The 17,686-nt window shown below is 72.8% G+C and carries 13 protein-coding genes; 8 read left to right on the forward strand and 5 right to left on the reverse strand.

The window, feature by feature from the left end:
• Window positions 1–69 precede the first annotated feature (69 nt).
• From JJI54_RS32615 to JJI54_RS08335, 3 genes are all read left to right on the forward strand, one after another.
• The gene (locus tag JJI54_RS32615) at window positions 70–5,190 is read left to right on the forward strand and encodes an alpha-2-macroglobulin family protein (protein WP_203072503.1); all 5,121 of its coding nucleotides are present in this window, start codon (window positions 70–72) and stop codon (window positions 5,188–5,190) included.
• Window positions 5,190–7,139: a penicillin-binding protein 1C gene (pbpC, locus tag JJI54_RS08330; protein ID WP_203072504.1), complete on the forward strand. Its 1,950-nt coding sequence runs from the start codon at window positions 5,190–5,192 to the stop codon at window positions 7,137–7,139. Before JJI54_RS32615 ends, pbpC begins: the two co-directional genes overlap by 1 nt.
• Window positions 7,140–7,205: 66 nt before the next feature.
• Window positions 7,206–7,676 (forward strand): DUF29 family protein, encoded by a 471-nt coding sequence (locus JJI54_RS08335; RefSeq protein WP_203072505.1) that lies wholly within the window; start codon window positions 7,206–7,208, stop codon window positions 7,674–7,676.
• Here the strand turns inward: JJI54_RS08335 and JJI54_RS08340 are convergent.
• On the reverse strand, window positions 7,673–8,308 hold the full coding sequence (locus JJI54_RS08340; RefSeq protein WP_226381569.1) for an RluA family pseudouridine synthase: 636 nt from the start codon (window positions 8,306–8,308) through the stop codon (window positions 7,673–7,675). The genes JJI54_RS08335 and JJI54_RS08340 overlap by 4 nt on opposite strands.
• 61 nt (window positions 8,309–8,369) lie before the next feature.
• Between JJI54_RS08340 and JJI54_RS08345 the strand changes: the two genes are divergently transcribed.
• Window positions 8,370–9,284 carry a PfkB family carbohydrate kinase gene (locus JJI54_RS08345; protein WP_203072507.1) on the forward strand — a complete coding sequence of 305 codons (915 nt, stop codon included), beginning with the start codon at window positions 8,370–8,372 and terminating at the stop codon, window positions 9,282–9,284.
• Between the two features lie 42 nt (window positions 9,285–9,326).
• Here the strand turns inward: JJI54_RS08345 and JJI54_RS08350 are convergent, their stop codons facing one another.
• The 3 genes from JJI54_RS08350 to JJI54_RS08360 all read right to left on the reverse strand — a co-directional run bounded on the left by JJI54_RS08350 (window position 9,327) and on the right by JJI54_RS08360 (window position 13,921).
• Entirely contained in the window at window positions 9,327–11,897 is a 2,571-nt protein-coding gene (locus JJI54_RS08350; RefSeq protein ID WP_203072508.1) for an ATP-binding protein, read from the reverse strand.
• Window positions 11,898–11,908: 11 nt separating this feature from the next.
• Window positions 11,909–12,868, reverse strand: coding sequence for a response regulator (locus tag JJI54_RS08355; RefSeq protein WP_203072509.1), 960 nt, complete (start codon window positions 12,866–12,868; stop codon window positions 11,909–11,911).
• Window positions 12,869–13,054: 186 nt separating this feature from the next.
• Window positions 13,055–13,921 (reverse strand): branched-chain amino acid aminotransferase, encoded by an 867-nt coding sequence (locus JJI54_RS08360; protein WP_203072510.1) that lies wholly within the window; start codon window positions 13,919–13,921, stop codon window positions 13,055–13,057.
• A 139-nt stretch (window positions 13,922–14,060) separates the two neighbouring features.
• Here JJI54_RS08360 and JJI54_RS08365 point away from each other — a divergent pair, with 139 nt between their 5' ends.
• The 3 genes from JJI54_RS08365 (at window position 14,061) to JJI54_RS08375 (ending at window position 16,398) form a co-directional block, all read left to right on the forward strand.
• On the forward strand, window positions 14,061–14,345 hold the full coding sequence (locus JJI54_RS08365; RefSeq protein ID WP_164695038.1) for a UxaA family hydrolase: 285 nt from the start codon (window positions 14,061–14,063) through the stop codon (window positions 14,343–14,345).
• 13 nt (window positions 14,346–14,358) lie between these two features.
• Window positions 14,359–15,534 (forward strand): UxaA family hydrolase, encoded by a 1,176-nt coding sequence (locus tag JJI54_RS08370; RefSeq protein WP_226381570.1) that lies wholly within the window; start codon window positions 14,359–14,361, stop codon window positions 15,532–15,534.
• 279 nt (window positions 15,535–15,813) lie between these two features.
• Window positions 15,814–16,398 (forward strand): HD domain-containing protein, encoded by a 585-nt coding sequence (locus JJI54_RS08375; RefSeq protein WP_203072511.1) that lies wholly within the window; start codon window positions 15,814–15,816, stop codon window positions 16,396–16,398.
• Between the two features lie 23 nt (window positions 16,399–16,421).
• Here JJI54_RS08375 and JJI54_RS08380 read toward each other — a convergent pair whose 3' ends face one another.
• On the reverse strand, window positions 16,422–17,300 hold the full coding sequence (locus tag JJI54_RS08380; RefSeq protein WP_203072512.1) for a LysR family transcriptional regulator: 879 nt from the start codon (window positions 17,298–17,300) through the stop codon (window positions 16,422–16,424).
• A gap of 158 nt (window positions 17,301–17,458) precedes the next feature.
• On the opposite strand from JJI54_RS08380, the gene JJI54_RS08385 reads away from it, so the two are divergent.
• Window positions 17,459–17,686, forward strand: a complete 228-nt coding sequence (locus tag JJI54_RS08385) for a hypothetical protein (RefSeq protein WP_203072513.1) — start codon at window positions 17,459–17,461, stop codon at window positions 17,684–17,686.

Below are 17,686 nucleotides of genomic sequence, written 5' to 3' on the forward strand. Positions count from 1 at the left end.
TTTCGTCGCTGCCGCGCCCCGCGGCGCCGTGCCATGCTCCCCGCAAACGCCGCCCGCACGGAGCCACGAATGTCCTTCCGCCGCCTGCTGCCCCTGCTGCTGCTGCTGCTGCTGGGCTGGCTGCTGCCGTCCGGGGTCCTGGCCTTCGAACTGCCGGGCCTCTCCGGCGACGCGCAGCGCTACGAATCCTCCCTGACCCGCCGCTTCCCCGCCGGCGGAACCCCCCAGCAGCGGTCCCAGGCGGAGACCCGCGCCCGCGCTGCGGAAGCCCGCAACGACTGGGCGGCGGCGGCCACGGCCTGGGAGGAGCGGATCGGCACCGGCCAGGCCACCGCCGACCACTGGATGGCGCTGGCGAACGCCCAGCTTCGCCGCAACCCGGCCGAGGCCAACCGCGCGCTCCAGGCCGGCTGGCAGGCCTTCATGCTGGTGCCCGGCGGCGCGCCGGAAATCCCCTCCCTGGTCGTGATGGCGGAGGCGCTGCGCCGCCTCGACCAGCCCGCGCTGCAGCTGCAGGCGCTGGAGGCGGTGGTGGAACGCGCGCCGGAGGATGCCCGCCACCGCGAGGCGCTTGCCGCCGCCCGCCGCGCCGCCGGCCTGCTGGTCCGCCGCTTCCGGACGGAGCCGGATGCCGAGCCCGCGCGCGCCTGCCTCGACTTCACCGTCGCCCCCGCGCGGCGCAATGACTGGCAGCCGCAGGACTGGGTCCGCGCGGAACCCGCCATTCCGGGCCTCTCGGTGGTGCGGGAAGGGGATGCGCTCTGCGTCGCGGGCCTGCCCTGGGGCGCCACCACGCGCCTCACCTTGCGCGCCGGCCTGCCCGGGGAGGATGGGCTGCGCCTGCTGCGGGATACGGCCCTGAACGTGGCGATGCCCAACCGCACCGCCCGCATCGCCTTCGACAACCGCGCCTTCCTGCTGCCGCGCGGCCAGGAACCGCGCGTGACGGTCGCGACCGTCAACGTCACCGCCCTCTCGCTCCGCCTCATCCGCGTCACGGAACGCAATTTGGTGCCGCTGACGCGGGACTGGCGCCCGGGCCAGCAGATGGAGGAATACGCGGCGGAATACATGGCGGAGGATATGGGCCGCGTGATCTGGGAAGGCCGGGCCGAATTGCCGGCCACCACGCCCAACCGCACCAGCCGCAACGCCCTGCCTTTGCCCGACGCCGTGCGCAATGCCGGCCCGGGCCTCTATGTGCTGGTGGCGCGGCCGGGGGATGGGCAGGGGCGCGGCACGGCCTCCGCCCTGCCGATCCTCGCCACCGATCTCGGCCTGACCGCCTGGCGCGGGCCGCAGGGCATCGCCTTGCAGGTGCGCGGCTTCACCGATGCGCGCCCGCGGGCCGAGGTGAAGCTCTCCCTGCTCGCCCGCAACAACGAGATCCTGGCCGAGGCCACGACCGGCGCCGACGGCATCGCCCGCTTCGCCGCCGCCGCGCTGCGCGGCCAGGGCAACCTGGCGCCGGTCGCCATCCATGCCTTCGCCGGCACCGAGGATTTCGCGGCGCTGGACCTGGAGACGGCGTCCTTCGACCTCTCGGATCGCGGCGCCGATGGCGCGCCGCATCCCGGGCCGCTCGATGCCTTCGTCTGGCTGGACCGTGGCATCTACCGGCCGGGCGAGGTGGTGAATATCGGCGCCCTGCTGCGCGATGGCGGCGGCCAGCCCGTGGACCTGCCGGCCCGTCTGCGCATCAAGCGCCCGAATGGCCAGGTGTTTTTCGAGAGCGTGCCGAGCCGCGTCGCCGGCGCCGCCTTCGTGGCGCCCGTCACGCTCTCCGCCACCGCCCCGGTCGGCGCCTGGACGGTGGAGGTGCTGGCCGACCCCGACGCACCCCCCATCGGCACCGCCAGCTTCCGCGTCGATGCCTTCGTCCCCGAACGGCTGGAGGTCACGGCCGGCCCCGTCACCGGCCAGATCGTGCCGGGCCGCCCGCTGGAACTCCCGGTCCTCGCCCGCTTCCTCTATGGCGCGCCGGGCTCCGGCCTGACCGGCAGCGCGGAACTCCGCCTGTCCACGGACCCGCAGCCCTTCGAGGCCTGGCGCGGCTGGCGCTTCGGCCTGATGGAGGAGAGCTTCGCCCCCGACCTCATCACCGCCGACATCCCGGAGACGGATGCCGAGGGTCGCGCCCGCGCCACCCTGCTCCTCCCCGCCGCCCCCGACACGACGCGCCCGGTGAAGGCCGACATCACCGTGCTGATGGCCGACCCCGGCGGCCGCACCAGCGGCGCGCGCCTGTCGCTGCCCGTCCGCGCCGCCGGCACGCTGCTCGCCATCCGCCCGGCCTTCGAGGGGGGCGCGGTGAATGACGGCGCGGAAGCCGCCTTCGACATCGCCGCCGTCAACCCCGACGGCGCCGCCATCCCCGCCACGCTGCGCGTGCGCCTGGTGCGCGAACGCCCGGATTGGCGGATCGTCGTCCGCGAACGCCTGGCCCGCTATGAGACGGTGTGGCGGGACGAGCCGGTGGACAGCACGGAGATCCGCGTCGCCCCCGGCCAGCCCGGCCGCTTCGCCCGCACCCTCGGCTTCGGCCGCTACCGGATCGAGGTCACGGAACCCAGCGGGCTCGCCATCGCCAGCTACCGCTTCCGCGCGGGCTGGGCGCAGGCCGAGGCCGCGGAGGTGCCGGACCGCGTCGATGTCGCCGCCGACCGCCGCGCCTATGCGGCCGGGGAGACGGCGCGGCTCCGCATCACGCCGCCCTTCGCCGGCCGCGCCAGCGTCGCCGTGCTGACGGACCGCCTGCTCTCGACGCAGGAGATCGAGGTGCCGGAAGCCGGCGCCGAAATCTCCATCCCCGTCGATGCCGCCTGGGGGCCGGGCGCGCATGTCGCCGTCACGGTCTTCCGGCCGGGCAATGCCCCCGCCGGCCGACCCGCCCGCGCGCTGGGCCTGGCCTGGATCGGCCTCGACCCCGCCGCGCGGCGGATGGAGGTCGCGATCGAGACGCCCCCGCTCGCCCGCCCCCGCACGCGGATCGAGGTGCCGCTGCGCCTCACGGGCGCGACCGGCTCCGCCATGGTCACGCTGGCCGCGGTGGATGAGGGCATCCTCCGCATCACCAATTTCGCCTCCCCCGACCCCGTCGCGCATTTCCTGGCGCGGCGCCGCCTCGGGCTCGACATCCGCGACGATTACGGGCGCCTGATCGCCCCCGCGGAGGGCGAGGCCGCCGTGCTGCGCCAGGGCGGCGACGGCATGGATGGGGCGGCGATGCAGAACATCCCGCAGCGCCTGGTGGCGCTGTTCAGCGGCGCCGTCACGGTGGCACCGGACGGCACCGCCACCGTGCCGCTCGACCTGCCGGATTTCGCGGGCGAGCTGCGGCTGATGGTCGTGGCCTGGGACGGCAACCGCATCGGCAACGCGTCCCGCCCCCTGACGGTGCGCGACCAGGCGGTGGCGGAGGCGATGCTGCCCCGCTTCCTGGCGCCCGGTGACGAGGCCCGGCTGCCGCTCCTGCTGCACAACATCGAACTGCCCGCCGGCACCTTCACTGCGACGCTGACGGCGACAGGGGCCATCGAACTCGCCGGCCCCGCGCGGCTCGACCAGTCGCTCGCCACCGGCGCCCGCGCCGCGCCCTTCACCACGCTGCGCGGCACCAGGGCCGGGGAGGGCACGCTCCGCCTCGCCGTCACCGGCCCGGGCGGCTTCTCCGTGGAGCGAGAGAGCACCATCACCATCCGCTCCTCCCGCCCCCCCGTGACGGAGGTCGCCGTCACGGGGCTTTCGGTGAACGAGGCCGCGCCCGTCGCGCTGCCCGCCGACCGCTTCATCGCGGGCACCTGGCGCGCCACCGCCACCTGGGGCGCGCCGGTGCGCTACGACCCGCAGGCGCTGCTGCGGGCGCTGCGGGGCTTCCCGCTGGACTGCCTGGAACAGGCCTCCTCCCGCGTCCTCGCGCTGTCCTACGCGCCCGCCAATGCCGATACGGCGCAGGAGGACCAGGCCCTGCTCGGCCGGGCCATCGCCTCCGTGCTCGACCGCCAGCGCTTCGACGGGCGCTTCGGCTTCTGGACGGCGGAGAGCAACGTCCACCCCTGGGCCAGCCTCTATGCGACGGAGGCGCTGCTGCGCGCCCGCGCCGCCAATGCCCCGGTGCCGGAAGCGGCGCTGGCCGCGGCGCTGCGGGCGGCGGAGGAGGATCTGGAATACACCCCCGATACGCCGGAGGAACGCGCCGCCCAGGCCTACCGCCTCCATGTCCTGGCGCTGGCCGGCCGCAACCGGCTGGGCGCCGCGCGGCGCCTGGCGGAGCAGCTGGACCAGCTGCCGACGCCGCTGGCCCGCGCGCAGCTCGCCGCCACCTTCGCCCGCGCGGGCGATCGCGGAAGGGCGGAGGCGATCTTCGCCGCCGCGCTGGCGAGCCCCGCCCGGAATGTCTGGTATGGCGACTATGGCAGCGCGGTGCGGGACACGCTGGCCACCGCCCTGCTGCTGCGCGAATCCGGCGTGGCGCAGGACCGCATGCCGGCGCTGATGGCACGGCTGCCGGGGGCGGACCTGACCCCCGCCGCCACCAATACCCAGGAACAGGCCTGGGCCGTGGCGGCCGCCTTCGTGCTGGGGCGCGACGGCCGCCCCATCCGCATCACGGTCGGTGACCGGGACCAGCCGGTGCAGCCCATCGTGACCATGGCCCTGACGGCGCCGACCACCGCCCGCAACCGGGGCGATGCGGCGGTGGCGCAGGCCGTTTCCATCACCGGCGTGCCGACCTCCCCCCTGCCGGCGGCGGCGCAGGGCATGCGGGTGGCGCGGCGCTTCTACGATCTGGCCGGCCAGCCCGTGAACCTGGACACGCTGCGGGCCGGCGCCTCCCTCATCCTGCTGGTGGAGGCGCGCAACACCACCAATGAACGCATGCAGGCCATGGTCACCCAGGGCCTGCCCGCGGGGTGGGAGATCGCGGGCCGGCTCGGCCCGGGCGACGTGCCGGGGATGCCCTTCCTCGGCACGCTCACCGTGCCGGAATCGCAGCCCGCGCGGGATGACCGCTTCGCGGCGGCGGTGGAGCTGACGCCGGAACAGCCGCTGGCGCGCCTCGCGGTGCGGCTGCGCGCCGTGACGGCGGGGCGCTTCGAACTGCCGGGGCTGGAGGCGCAGGACATGTACCGCCCCGGAATCTTCGCGCGCCAGAACGCGGCGCGGATCGTGGTGCTGCCGGCGGATTGATGAGGCGCTGGTTTCTCGCGGCGGCGGCGCTGGGCGCGGCGGTTTTCGCTGCCGACCGGGCGCTGCCGCCGGACCTCTCCCGCCTGACCGCGGGCGTCGAGGTGCTGGACGGGCAGGGGAGGACGCTCTCCGTCCTGCCCGCCCCCGGCGGCACCTGGCGGCTGCCGACCGCGGCCGCGGATGTGCCGCCGCACCTCCTCGCCATGCTGGTCGCCGCGGAGGACCGGCGCTTCCGCTGGCACCCCGGTGTCGATCCGGTGGCGCTGGCCCGCGCCGCCATGCAGTGGGTGCGGGCGGGGCGGGTGGTCTCGGGCGGCTCGACCCTCACCATGCAGGCGGCGAGGCTGCTGGAGCCGCGGCCGCGCACGCTGCGATCGAAGCTCATCGAGATCGCCCGCGCGCTCCAGCTGGAAGCCCGCTTCACCAAGGACGAGATCCTGGGGATCTGGCTGACCCTGGCGCCGCAGGGCGGCAACCTGGAGGGGCTGCGCGCGGGATCGCTCGCCTGGTTCGGCCGTCCCCCCGCGCAGCTCGATGCCGCCGAGGCCGCGCTGCTGGTGGCGCTGGCAAGGCGGCCGGAGGCGCTGCGCCCCGACCGCCACCCGGAGGCCGCCCGCCGCGCGCGGGACGCCGTGCTGCTGGCCCGCGCCGCCGGGGCGGGCGCCGTCAACGCCGATGAACGCGCTGTGGCGCTGGCGGAACCCGTCCCCGCCCGCCGCCTGCCCATGCCCCGCCTGGCGCCGCACCTGGCGCGGGAGGTTTCCCGGGCTGCGCCGCCCGGCGCCCGCATCGCCACCACCCTCGACCGCGACCTGCAGCGCGCGGCGGAACGCCTGGCGGAGGAGGCGCTGCGCGGCCTGCCGGACCGCGCCGCGATGGCCCTGGTCGTCGCCGATGCGGCGACGCGGGAGATCCGTGCCCTGGTCGGCGGCAGCTTCGGCGTGGAGAGCCGCGCCGGCATGCTGGACCTCACGCGCGCCATCCGCTCCCCGGGCTCCGCCCAGAAGCCCTTCCTCTACGCCATGGCCTTCGAGGCGGGCGTTGCGCGGCCGGACACGGTGGTCAGCGACATCGCGCTGCGGTTCGGGAGCTATGCGCCGGAGAATTTCGCCCGCGAATTCACAGGGCGCGTGACCGCCGCCGATGCGCTGCGCCAGTCCCTCAACCTGCCCGCGGTGGCGCTGCTGCAGGAATTGGGCGCGCTGCGCTACGCCGCCGCGCTGAAGGCCGCCGGCAGCCCGCCCCGCCTGCCGCCCGGTGCGGAGCCGAGCCTGCCCCTGGCACTGGGCGGCGCCGGCACGACGCTGCGGGAGCTGGTGGCGCTGCACGCCGTGCTGGGCGATGCCGGCCGCGCCGCCCCCCTGACCGCGCTGCCCGGCCCGCCGGCGCCGCGGACCGAGGTGCTGGTCCCCCACGCCGCCGCCGCCGTGGCGGGCATATTGGTGCAGCCCTTCCCGGGCGGCGGGCCGGAGGGGGTGGCCTGGAAGACCGGCACCAGCTGGGGCGGGCGGGATGCCTGGGCGCTCGGGCTCGACCAGCGCCATGTCGCGGGGGTCTGGGTGGGGCGGCCGGATGGCACGCCCATCCCCGGCCTGACCGGGCGCGCCGCCGCCCTGCCGGTGCTGGCCCGCACCTTCGCCCTGCTGCCCGCGGCACCGCGCCAGCCCCTCCATATCCGCCCCGCCGCGCAGCCCTTTGCGGAGGCCGCGGACCGGCTGCGCCTGCTCTTCCCCATGCCCGGCGCCGTGCTGGCCGAAGGGGCCGGGCCCGTGACCTTGCGCGCCACCGGCGGCCGCCGCCCGCTGACCTTCCTGGTCGATGGCGCGCCCCTGGCGCATGAGCGGGCAAGGCGGGAGGCCGCCTGGACCCCCCCCGGCCCCGGCTTCTACCGCATCACGGTGCTGGATGCGGATGGCGTCGCCGCAAGGTCCGAATTGCGCGTGCGGTAGCCCGCGGGCCGAATTGCGCGTGCGGTAGCGCGCCGGCGCCCCTACATTCGGGGGCAGGAGGCAGCCATGCCCGACGACCTCTGGCGCACCGATACCTACACCTGGTCCCTGCAACAGGCCGACCGCCTGCGCCGCCTGCGCGCGGGGGAGCGCGTCAACGACCTCGATTGGGAGAAGGTGATCGAGGAGATCGAGAGCGTGGGGCGCAGCCAGCTGGAAGCGGCACGGTCGCTGCTCGTGCAATCCGTCCTGCACCTCATGAAGTGCCGGGCCTGGCCGGGGCATCCGGCGACGCGGAAATGGCGCGTCGATGCCGCGGATTTCCTGATCCAGGCGCAGGAGGCGTATCGCCCCTCCATGGCGCAGGTGATCGACCTGCCGGGTGCGCTGGCCTATGCGCGGAAGCGCCTGCCCTGGCAGCGCTTCACGACACCGCCGCAGCCGCTGCCGGAGGGCGGGGCCATTCCCCTCGACGCCCTGGCGAACCCCGACTTCACCATCGAGGACCTCGAAAGCGCGCTCTTCCCGCCAGCCTAACCCCGGCAGCGCGCCACTGCCGCGCGCATGTGGTCGGGCACCGGCGCCTCCACCCGCAGAGGGGGATCGAGCGGCAATTCGATCGCCCGCGCCAGCAGATGCAGCGCGCCCGGGCCGCCGCCATACATCGCATCGCCCAGGATCGGGCAGCCGAGATGCGCGCAATGCACCCGCAGCTGGTGCGTCCGCCCCGTCTCCGGCGCCATCTCCAGCAGCGCCACGCCCTCGCCCCGGCCGAGCACCCGCCAGGCGGTGCGCGCGGGATCGCCCTTTGCATCCACCACCATCCGCCAGCCCTTGGCCGCGCTGCTGACCTTCATCAGCCGCGCGTCGATCACGCCGGCATCCTCGCGCGGCCCGCCGCGCACCACCGCCCAGTAGGTCTTGCCCACGCGGCGCTCCGCGAACAGCGCGTTGATCCGCGCCAGCATCGGCGCCGTCCGCCCCAGCACCAGGCAGCCCGCCGTATCCTGGTCCAGCCGATGCGCCGGCTGCGGGTCCCGCCGCTTGCCGAGCCTGAGCGCCGGCAGCCACGCCTCCAGGCTCTCCCCGCCGCGGGCCGAGACCGGCAGGCCATGCGGCTTGTCCAGCACCATCACCTCCGGCCCCAGATGCAGGATGCGCGCGCGCAACCAGTCGGGCGGCGCAATCTCCGCTTGGCGCGAACCCCCTCGCGATGGAACCCTGGGCGCCATGACCCTCCCCGCACTCCGACCCATCGTGGTCTGCCTCGGCTCCGTCGTGATGGACCACACCTTCCATGTCCAGGAGGTGGTGCAGCCGCCCTCGAAGAATCGCGCCACCTCCTACGCGCTCGGCGCCGGCGGGCTCGCCGCCAATGCCTCCATCGCCGTCAGCCGGCTCGGCGGCCATTGCGTCTTCTGGGGCCGCGTGGGCGATGACCTCAACGGCACGCCGCTGCTGGAGGCGCTGGCCGCGCAGGGCGTCGATGTCTCCGAATGCCGTCGCGCGCCCAATGCCCGCACCCCCGTCTCCGCCGTGCTGGTGGATCCCGTCGGCGAACGCAGCATCTTCGCCTATCGCGGCGACAACCTCGGCACCGATCCCGCCTGGCTGCCGCTGCACCGGCTGGACACGGCGCAGGCCTTCCTCTGCGATCCCCGCTGGCCGGAAGGCAGCGCCGCGGCGCTGGACTACGCGCGGGCCCGCGGCATCCCGACCGTGATCGACGGGGAGAAGAGCGAGACGCGCCTGCTGCGCGACCTCATCCCCCGCGTGGACCACGCCGTCTTCTCCCAGCCCGGCCTCGGCAACTACGCGCCGGGCGTGAAGCCGGCGGAGGCGCTGCGCAAGGCGATCGCGGAGGGCTGCAAGGTCGCGGCCGTGACGCGGGGGGAGAAGGGGACGCTGTGGCTGACGGCGGAGGACCCGACGCCCCGCGTCACCCCCGCCTTTCGCGTCATGGCGACGAACACCACCGGCGCCGGCGATGTCTTCCACGGCGCCTATGCGCTGGCGGTGGCGGAGGGCCAGCCCATCGACCGCGCCATGCGCTTCGCCTCCGCCGCCGGCGCGCTGCGCGCGCGGGATGGCGCGACGCCGGACCGCGCGATGCTGGAGGAATTGCTGGTCCAGCAGCCCGGCTGAACGCTTGCGTTCAGCCCGGCTGAACGGCTTGGTTCCGCCCGGCTAGGTCTTCAGATCCGCCAGCAGGTCGGCGAAGGCGTCGCCGAGATCATCCGCCAGCGCGGGCTCCGGCTCCACCCGCTCGGGCTGCGGGTCGTTGCGCGGGAACGCGCGGAAACCCAGCGTCGCCTCCACCGTCGCATAAAGCTCCCGCCGCGAGATCGGCTTGCTGACATAGGCCGTCATGCCAAGGCCGAGATACTTCTCCCGGTCCCCCGACATCGCATTGGCGGTCAGCGCGATGATCGGCGTCTCCCGGTTCGGGCCCGGATTCTCCCGGATCCAGCGCGTGGCAGTCGGCCCGTCCATCTCCGGCATCATCACATCCATCAGGATCAGGTCGAAGGGCTCCCCCTGCGCCGCATGCACGGCCTTCGACCCGTTCTCCGCGAAGGTCACCTCATGCCCGCCCGGCGCCAGCAGGGACCGGATGACCACGCGGTTCACCTCGTCATCCTCCGCCACCAGGATGCTGAGGTGGTGCAGCGGCCCTTCCACCGCCGCCTCCTCCGTCGCCTCCCGCTCCGGCTTCGGCTCCGCCGCGCTGATCGGCAGCGACAGGTGCACGACGAATTCGCTGCCGAGGCCCGGGCGGCTGCTCACCTCGATATGCCCGCCCATCATCTTCACCAGGTCCCGCGTGATCGCGAGGCCGAGCCCCGTGCCGCCGAAGCGCCGGGTGGAGGAGCTGTCCACCTGCGTGAAGCGGACGAAGAGGCGGGAGACCTCCTCCTCCGACATGCCGATGCCCTGGTCCTCGACGCAAAGCCGGACCAGCACGCGGGCCTCCGGCGCCGCGGGGTCGGGCTCCGCCTCCAGCGTCACGGCGATCTCGCCCTTGTCGCTGAACTTGATGGCGTTGGAGAGGAGGTTGGTCATGATCTGGCGCATGCGCGTCGGGTCGATCATCACCGGCGGCAGCGCCGACCAGTTCTGGAACCAGAGGCCGATGGACTTCGCCTCCGCCGCGTGGCGCATCAGCTCCGCCACGTCGCGGGCCAGCACCTCCAGCCGCGCCGGCTTCAGCTCCAGCTCCAGCCGCCCGGCCTCCAGCTTCGAATAGTCCAGGATGTCGTTCAGCACCGTCAGCAGCGAATTGGCGGACCGCGTGATCACCTCGCACATGTCGCGCTGGTGCTGGTTCAGGCCGGAATGGCGCAGCACCTGGATCATGCCGATCACGCCGTTCATCGGCGTGCGGATCTCGTGGCTCATATTGGCCAGGAATTCGGATTTGGTGCGGCTCGCCGCCTCCGCCGCCGCGCGCGCCGCGGCCTGGGCGGCGATCGCCGCCTGCTGTTCGGTCACATCCGTGCAGGTCAGCAGCAGCGCGCCCTGTTCGGTGCGGATCGCCTTGGTCTCCACCCGGCTGCCATCGGCGCGGGTGCGCAGATAGACGCGGCTGCGATGCCCCTTGCGGTGGCTGACATCCGCCTGGCCCAGCAGGCGCAGGATCGGCTTGATGCGCCGCCCCCGTTCCAGCAGCTTCGGGTCGAGGTCCAGCAGCTCCGCCGCGCGCAGATTGGCCACCAGCACGCGGCCATCCAGCCCCGCCATGACCACGCCCTGGTCCATGCCCCGCAGCGTGTCCCGCAGCGCGTGCTCGGACCGGATGCGCCGCGCCCGCTGCACCAGCAGGAAGGGCCCCACCAGCAGCACCGCCAGGCTCAGCAGCAGGCCCGCCACCACGAAGCGGCCGCGCAGGCTGCGGTAATCCGCGAAGGCGGAATCGAGGTCCACGCCCACCGCCACCACCAGCGGGTGCTCATCCACCTGCCGGAAGCTCATCAGCCGCTTCACGCCATCCAGCTGCCCCTCGTCGCGGATGCTGCCCTGGGCGGAGGCCGCGAAGGCCCGCGCCATCGGGGATGGCAGGGTCTGGCCGATCAGCTGGCTCTGCGGCAGGGACCCGCGCGGCGCCCAGGCGCGGATCACGCCATCCGTCCCCGCCAGCAGCAGCCCGCCCGCGCCCAGCTCCAGCAGGTCATAGGGCGCAGAGAGCAGCTCGGGATCCAGCGAGATGACGATGACGCCGCCGAAGCGCCCGTCGCGGCCGCGCAGCGCGCGGGTGAACTGGATGGTCTGCCGCTGGCTGACGCGGCCCAGCACCGGGCGGCTGATGAACAGCCGGTCCTCCGTGGCGCCCAGATGGACGCGGAAATGCTCGCGGTCCGACAGGTCGATCGGCGTCGTCACCGTGGCGCCGTTCAGGCCCGATGCCATCAGCCGCCCATCGGCGCCGATCATCGCGATCTGCACCGTGGGCCCGCCGCCGGCGAAATAGGCGTCGGTCCATTCCAGCAGGTTGAAGCCCGCGGGATCGTGCCGGTAGGCGGATTGCACGAAGCGCAGCGCCTGGTCCAGCTGGTCGATGCTGCGGATGATGTGCTGCTCCACGCTGCGGGCCAGGTTCGCGGTATCGCGCTCCGCCGCCGCCTCGGTCTGGCGCCCCATCTCCCTCAGCTGCAGCCCGATGCCGGCCCACATCAGCGCCAGCACCAGCGGCAGCGCCAGCCAGGGGCGGAGCAGGGCGAAGCGGATGCCGCGGCGCGAGGCCTGGGGAAGCGTGTCCATGGCGGTCTTCCCTACCGGTCCTTCTCGGCGAGTTCCGCCTGCGTCAGCCGGATGCGCCGCTCCACGATCAGGCGGTTCTGCTCGGTGGCCAGCAGCACGTCGGCATGGTGGCTGCGGCGCTGGCGCTCCGCCGCTTCCGCCGCCTCCGCCGCCGCCACGATCCGCGCATGCAGCGGCCGCGCGAAGGCGGCGATATCCGCCAGCACCTTGGCGCCGACGGCCCCCGCGCTGCCGCGCACGTTGCGGTCCACGATCAGCCGCATCACCTTGAAGCCGCTTTCCACCAGCCGGATCAGGTCGGGGCGGAAGCCCTGGTCCTCGTCCAGGATGCGCTCGGCCTCCTGCAGCACGTCATGCACCTCCCCGGCCACGGAGCCCAGCAGCGCGTAGCCCAGCGTCCCCGCCTGGCCCTTCACCACATGCAGGCGCTTCACCAGGTCCTGGATGGTCAGGTTGAAATGCTCCGGCCGCGCGGGCAGGCGCGCGGCGATGCTCTCCAGCGTCTGGATCTCGTTCGGCAGCCGCTTCTCATAGGCATCGGCCAGTTCGGTCAGCACATCCTCCGGCATCGCCGTGGTGCCGACATTCAGCCCCAGCACGCCGGCGACGCGCTTGATGACGGCCTGCGGCGTGATCGGCTTCACCAGCCAGGCGGAGACCTTCAGCTCCCGCCCCGCCCAGGCATCCTCCGGCCGGTTGTTGGCCGTCAGCATCACCACGGGCTTGCTGGCGCCTTCCGGCAGCTCCCGCAGCCGCTTCACGAAGGTCAGCCCATCCACCGGCGCCATCTGGCAATCGCAGGTGATCAGGTCGATCTGCGACTGGCGGACGATGTTCAGCGCCTGCTCCCCGTTGGAAGCCTGGCGCACCTGGTTGCAGCCGGCGGCACGCAGCGCGGAGGTGATGACGGACCGCATCGTCGGGTCGTCATCCACCACGAGGATCGTGAGGCGGGCGAATTCAGACGGCATGGCGGTCCATCAGGCGGCGGTCCCTGGCGGTCCCGCGCGCCCGGGGGGCGGTGCGCGGGGTTGGGTCGGGGACGCCTCGGGCATGGCGCGGCCAGGCTGGCGTCCCCCGGCAGAGATCGGGGACGCCCGTAACTGTCGTCTTAACGCGGGGGTGAAGCGTTCATCCCCGCGTCATCGTTCGGTCGGTCAGCCGGCCTTCGGCAGCACGCGCCAGTGCTGTTCCGCCCAGTCGAAGTAGAGCGTCCTCGCCTTCTGGGCGAGCGGCCCGGGCTGCATGGCGCGGCCTTCGTAGTTGGTGCAGGGCAGCACCTTGCCGTAGTTGCCGGTGGAGAAGATCTCGTCCGCCTCCAGCAGCTCCTCCGGCCGCACCGCGCGTTCCTCCACCGTGACGCCGGCGTCCCGCAGCAGGGCGATGACGCGGGACCGCGTGATGCCCGCCAGGAAGGTGCCGTTGGCGGCGGGGGTGATTACCTTGCCGTCCTTCGCGAACATCAGGTTCGCGCTGGCGAATTCCGCGACATTGCCGATGGGGTCGCAGACCACCGCATTCTCGAAGCCCTTCTGCATGGCGAAGAGCGCGGCGCGGGACCCGTTGGGATAGAGCGCCGCGGCCTTGGCATCCGTCGGCGCCTGGTCGGGGGCGGGGCGGCGCTGCGGCGCCAGGCAGGCGCTGAAGCCCTTGTAGGGCGGCAGCGGGCTGTCATAGATCGCCAGGATGAAATCCGTGCTGTCGGGGTCGGGCCGCGCGGCGCCGAGCCCCTTGCGCACGAAGAACATGGGGCGGATGTAGAGCTCCGCCTCCGGCCCCATGCGGCGGATGCCCTCCCGGCACAATTCCTCGATCTGCTCGGCCGTCATGGTCGGCTTCATCAGCATGTTGCGGGCGGACTGCACGGCGCGGGCCGAATGCCTGTCGAGGTCCGGCGCCACGCCGCCGAAGGACCGCCCGCCATCGAAGATCACGGAGCCGAGCCAGAAGGCATGGTCCATGGGGCCGATGACCTTCGGCTCCTCGGTGAACCAGGTGCCGCCGTACCAGTATACGCCCGCCATGGCGTCCGATCCCTTGTGACTGAGTTTCCCTGGCCCCTGCATCGCACATCCCCCGGGGTTCGTAGAAGGGGGGCGGGTTGAAGGGGGGCGGTCTCCCGCCTAGGCTCGCCGGAGCACGAATTTTCCCGGGGGGAGCGCGGTGACGATACATTTCGTCGTCCATGACGAGGGTGACAGCGTGGGCGTGGTGGTGGTGGAGGGCCTGACGGCCGGCACGCCGCTGACGGGCTGGATCATGGACCAGGACAAGATGATCGAGTTCCAGGCGAGGAACGACATCCCGATCGGCCACAAGCTGGCGATCCGGTCCATCGCCAAGGGCGACACCATCATCAAGTACGGCATCGATATCGGCCGTGCGGTGGCGGATATCGGCCCGGGCGAACACGCCCATGTCCACAATGTGAAGACGAAGCGCTGGTAAGGGGGGCGGCATCATGGGCATCGACCTGAAGGGCGCGTCCTTCGAAGGCTGGCGGCGCGAGAATGGCCGCATGGGCGTGCGCAACCACGTCATCATCCTGCCGGTGGACGACCTGTCCAACGCGGCGTGCGAGGCGGTGGCGCACAACATCAAGGGCTGCATGGCGATCCCGCACGCCTATGGGCGGCTGCAGTTCGGCTACGACCTCGAGCTTCATTTCCGCACGCTGATCGGCACGGGCTCCAACCCGAATGTCGCCGGCGTCGTCGTGATCGGCATCGAGCCGGGCTGGGCCGGCAAGATCGCGGAAGGCATCGCCGCCACCGGCAAGCCGGTGGAATTCTTCGGCATCGAGCAGCATGGCGACATCAACACCATCGCCCGCGCCTCCCGCGCCGCCTACCGCATGGTGAAGCACGCCTCCAAGCTGAAGAAGACCAAGGCGCCGGTGGTCGATCTCTGGGTCTCGACCAAGTGCGGCGAGAGCGACACCACCTCCGGCCTCGCCTCCTGCCCCACCAACGGCAATGCCTTCGACAAGCTCTGGGAGAATGGCAACACGCTCGTGTTTGGTGAGACGACGGAGCTGACGGGCGGCGAGCACCTGGTCGCGGCGCGCTGCCGCACGCCCGAGATCCGCACGCAGTTCCAGGCGATGTTCGACCGCTACCAGCGCGTGGTGGAGGCGAACAAGACCTCCGACCTGTCGGAGAGCCAGCCCACCAAGGGCAACATCGAGGGTGGCCTCACCACCATCGAGGAGAAGGCCCTCGGCAACATCCAGAAGATCGGCAAGAAGTGCCTGGTCGATGGCGTGCTGGACAAGGCGGAGGCCCCGACCCATAGCGGCCTCTGGTTCATGGACAGCAGCTCCGCGGCCGCCGAGATGGTGACGCTCTGCGCCGCTTCCGGCTACGCGGTGCATTTCTTCCCGACGGGCCAGGGCAACGTCATCGGCAACCCCATCGTCCCCGTCATCAAGATCACCGCCAACCCGCGGACCCAGCGCACCATGTCGGAACACATCGACGTGGACGTGACGGGCCTGCTGCAGAAGCGGATGAACATGGACGATGCCGGGGAGGCGCTGCTGGACTGCATGCTGCGCACCGCGGATGGCGAACTCACGGCGGCCGAACTCCTCGGCCACCGCGAATTCAGCCTGACCCGCATCTACGAAAGCGCCTGACCTTCAACGGTCGCCTTCGGCGACTCGTTGAATTTTTTCTTGCCCTCAAGCGCCGGGCGCGGCCTCCGGCCGCTTGGCGTCACGGCAGTGCCGTGACCGTGCCGAAGGCACGCCTTCGGCGTGACGGACTTCCGGCGGGCCGCATTCGCGGCCTCGGCCGCCAGCGGCGGCCGGCGGCATGCCTCAAGCCCTCTCCCCCCGCTCTGGGGGGAGAGGGTTGGGTGAGGGGGGCTACGCCACCCGCGTGCCCCGCCCCCTGCGCCGCGCTATACCGGCGCCATGACCCCCGCCATCCTCGCCGATCTCCGGCACCGCCATGCGGAGCCGCACCGCGCCTGGCATGACTGGAACCGCGTGGCCGGCATCCTCGCCATGGCGGAGGACATCGCCGCCGCCATCGCCGACAAGCCCGCCTTCATCATCGCCACCATGTTCCACAGCGCCGTCTTCGACCGCGCCGTGCCCGGCCAGGCGGAGGCCTCCATCGCCCTGATGCGCCGCCACCTGGCGCCTCTCATGCCGCCGCACATGCTGGACCGGGCGGAGGCGCTGATCCACGCCGTCACGCGCCAGGAACTGCCGGAGACGGAAGACCCCTCGCTCCGCGGCGATGCCTGCCTGCTGCTCGACATGGACAACGCCATCCTGGGCGAGCCGCCGGCGCGCTACGATGCCTATGAAGCCGCGATCCGCCGCGAATTCGCCCATCTGCCGGATGACCGCTACGAGTTCGGCCGCATCGCCGCGCTGCGCATGCTGCTGTGGCGGGACCGCATCTACCGCACCGACCGCTTCTACCTGGACCGGGAGAAGCGCGCGCGCCGCAACATCGAGGCGACGCTGCGCCGGCTGGAATCGCCGTAGCTGCGACGCTCCCTCCGAACCGCCTATTCGCCCCAGCGATGCCCCTGCGCCGCGCGCAGGAAGGCCATCCCCGCCGGCGTCAGCGCCCGCCCCGCCATGTGGGTGAGGGAGACGGCCCGGTCCACCGCCGGCTCTACCAGTGGCCGCCGCAGCAGCCCCGCCGCCGTGACGGAGTATTCGGGCATGAAGGCGAAGCCCATCCCCGCCATCACCATGCCCTGGATCCAGTCCTCCCGCTCGCTGCGGAAGGTGGCGTAGAGCTCGATGCGGCGTTCGCCGCAGACCGCCATCACCATCTCCCGCATCTCGCAGGCCAGGCGATCGACATAGGCGTGGCGCGTCACGTCGCCCAGCCGCACCACGTCCAGCCGCTCGAACTCATGGCCTGGCGGGCAGATCACGACATAGCGTTCGCGGTAGAGCGGCACGTCGCGCACCGCGGAGGGATAGCCCCGCGGCGCGTGCAGCACCGCCATGTCGAGATGCCCCGCCTCCAGCCGCCCCAGCAGCTCGGCCAGGCCGCCTTCCGCCACCGACAGCTCCACCCCCGGATGGTCGCGCTTGAAGCGGGCCAGCAGGTTCGCCAGCCGGGTCGGCCCGATGGTGTTCATCACGCCGATGGACAGCGGCGCCTGGCGCAGCAGGCGGAATTCCGTCGCCGCCTGCTTCGCCGCCTCCGCCTGGTCCAGCATCTGCCCGACGAAGGGGCGCAGCCGCTGGCCCAGCTCAGTCAGCAGGATGCGCTTGCCCTCGCGGTGGAACAGCGGGCCGCCGAACTCCTCCTCCAGCTTCTTCATGGCCAGCGTCAGCGCGGGCTGGGAGACGTGGCACTGTTCCGCCGCGCGGGTGAAGTTGAGCGTCTCGCTCACCGCCAGGAAGTAGCGGGCCTGATGCATCTCCATGGTCGGGCTCCCCTGCCAGGGATGTCACCGTAGCGGATACGACCCCAAGCAGGGCTTATGATTCGATCAGCAAATGCTGCTGTCGTTACGCAGGCGGCAGGAGGAGGCTGCGCCCGCCCCGCCGGATCGGCCGGCGGGCCATGCCACCGGAGACGACCATGATCCGCAGCCTCGGGCTCGCCGCCCTCCTCGCCGCCGGCCTCGCCGGCACCGCCGAAGCCGGCGTCAAGGCAAACGCCCTGACGCTGAACGGCCTGAGCATCAACGGCCTGAGCATCAACGGCCTGAGCATCAATGGGCCCGCCACCGGCCTCGACCTCCAGGGCCTGGTCCTGCGCGGCATCACCCCCGCCGGCGGCGGCGCCACCGTCCCGCTGGCCGATTGA

Origin of the sequence: Falsiroseomonas ponticola, assembly GCF_016805305.1 — a bacterium.
Lineage (GTDB): Bacteria > Pseudomonadota > Alphaproteobacteria > Acetobacterales > Acetobacteraceae > Falsiroseomonas > Falsiroseomonas ponticola.

What these genes read in the sequence shown, in the direction of transcription:
- JJI54_RS32615 (WP_203072503.1), top strand. Translation starts at nt 70, where the DNA reads ATGTCCTTCCGCCGCCTGCTGCCCCTGCTGCTGCTGCTGCTGCTGGGC.
- pbpC (WP_203072504.1), top strand. Translation starts at nt 5,190, where the DNA reads ATGAGGCGCTGGTTTCTCGCGGCGGCGGCGCTGGGCGCGGCGGTTTTC.
- JJI54_RS08335 (WP_203072505.1), top strand. Translation starts at nt 7,206, where the DNA reads ATGCCCGACGACCTCTGGCGCACCGATACCTACACCTGGTCCCTGCAA.
- JJI54_RS08345 (WP_203072507.1), top strand. Translation starts at nt 8,370, where the DNA reads ATGACCCTCCCCGCACTCCGACCCATCGTGGTCTGCCTCGGCTCCGTC.
- JJI54_RS08350 (WP_203072508.1), bottom strand. Translation starts at nt 11,897, where the DNA reads ATGGACACGCTTCCCCAGGCCTCGCGCCGCGGCATCCGCTTCGCCCTG.
- JJI54_RS08355 (WP_203072509.1), bottom strand. Translation starts at nt 12,868, where the DNA reads ATGCCGTCTGAATTCGCCCGCCTCACGATCCTCGTGGTGGATGACGAC.
- JJI54_RS08360 (WP_203072510.1), bottom strand. Translation starts at nt 13,921, where the DNA reads ATGGCGGGCGTATACTGGTACGGCGGCACCTGGTTCACCGAGGAGCCG.
- JJI54_RS08370 (WP_226381570.1), top strand. Translation starts at nt 14,359, where the DNA reads ATGGGCATCGACCTGAAGGGCGCGTCCTTCGAAGGCTGGCGGCGCGAG.
- JJI54_RS08375 (WP_203072511.1), top strand. Translation starts at nt 15,814, where the DNA reads ATGACCCCCGCCATCCTCGCCGATCTCCGGCACCGCCATGCGGAGCCG.
- JJI54_RS08380 (WP_203072512.1), bottom strand. Translation starts at nt 17,300, where the DNA reads ATGGAGATGCATCAGGCCCGCTACTTCCTGGCGGTGAGCGAGACGCTC.
- JJI54_RS08385 (WP_203072513.1), top strand. Translation starts at nt 17,459, where the DNA reads ATGATCCGCAGCCTCGGGCTCGCCGCCCTCCTCGCCGCCGGCCTCGCC.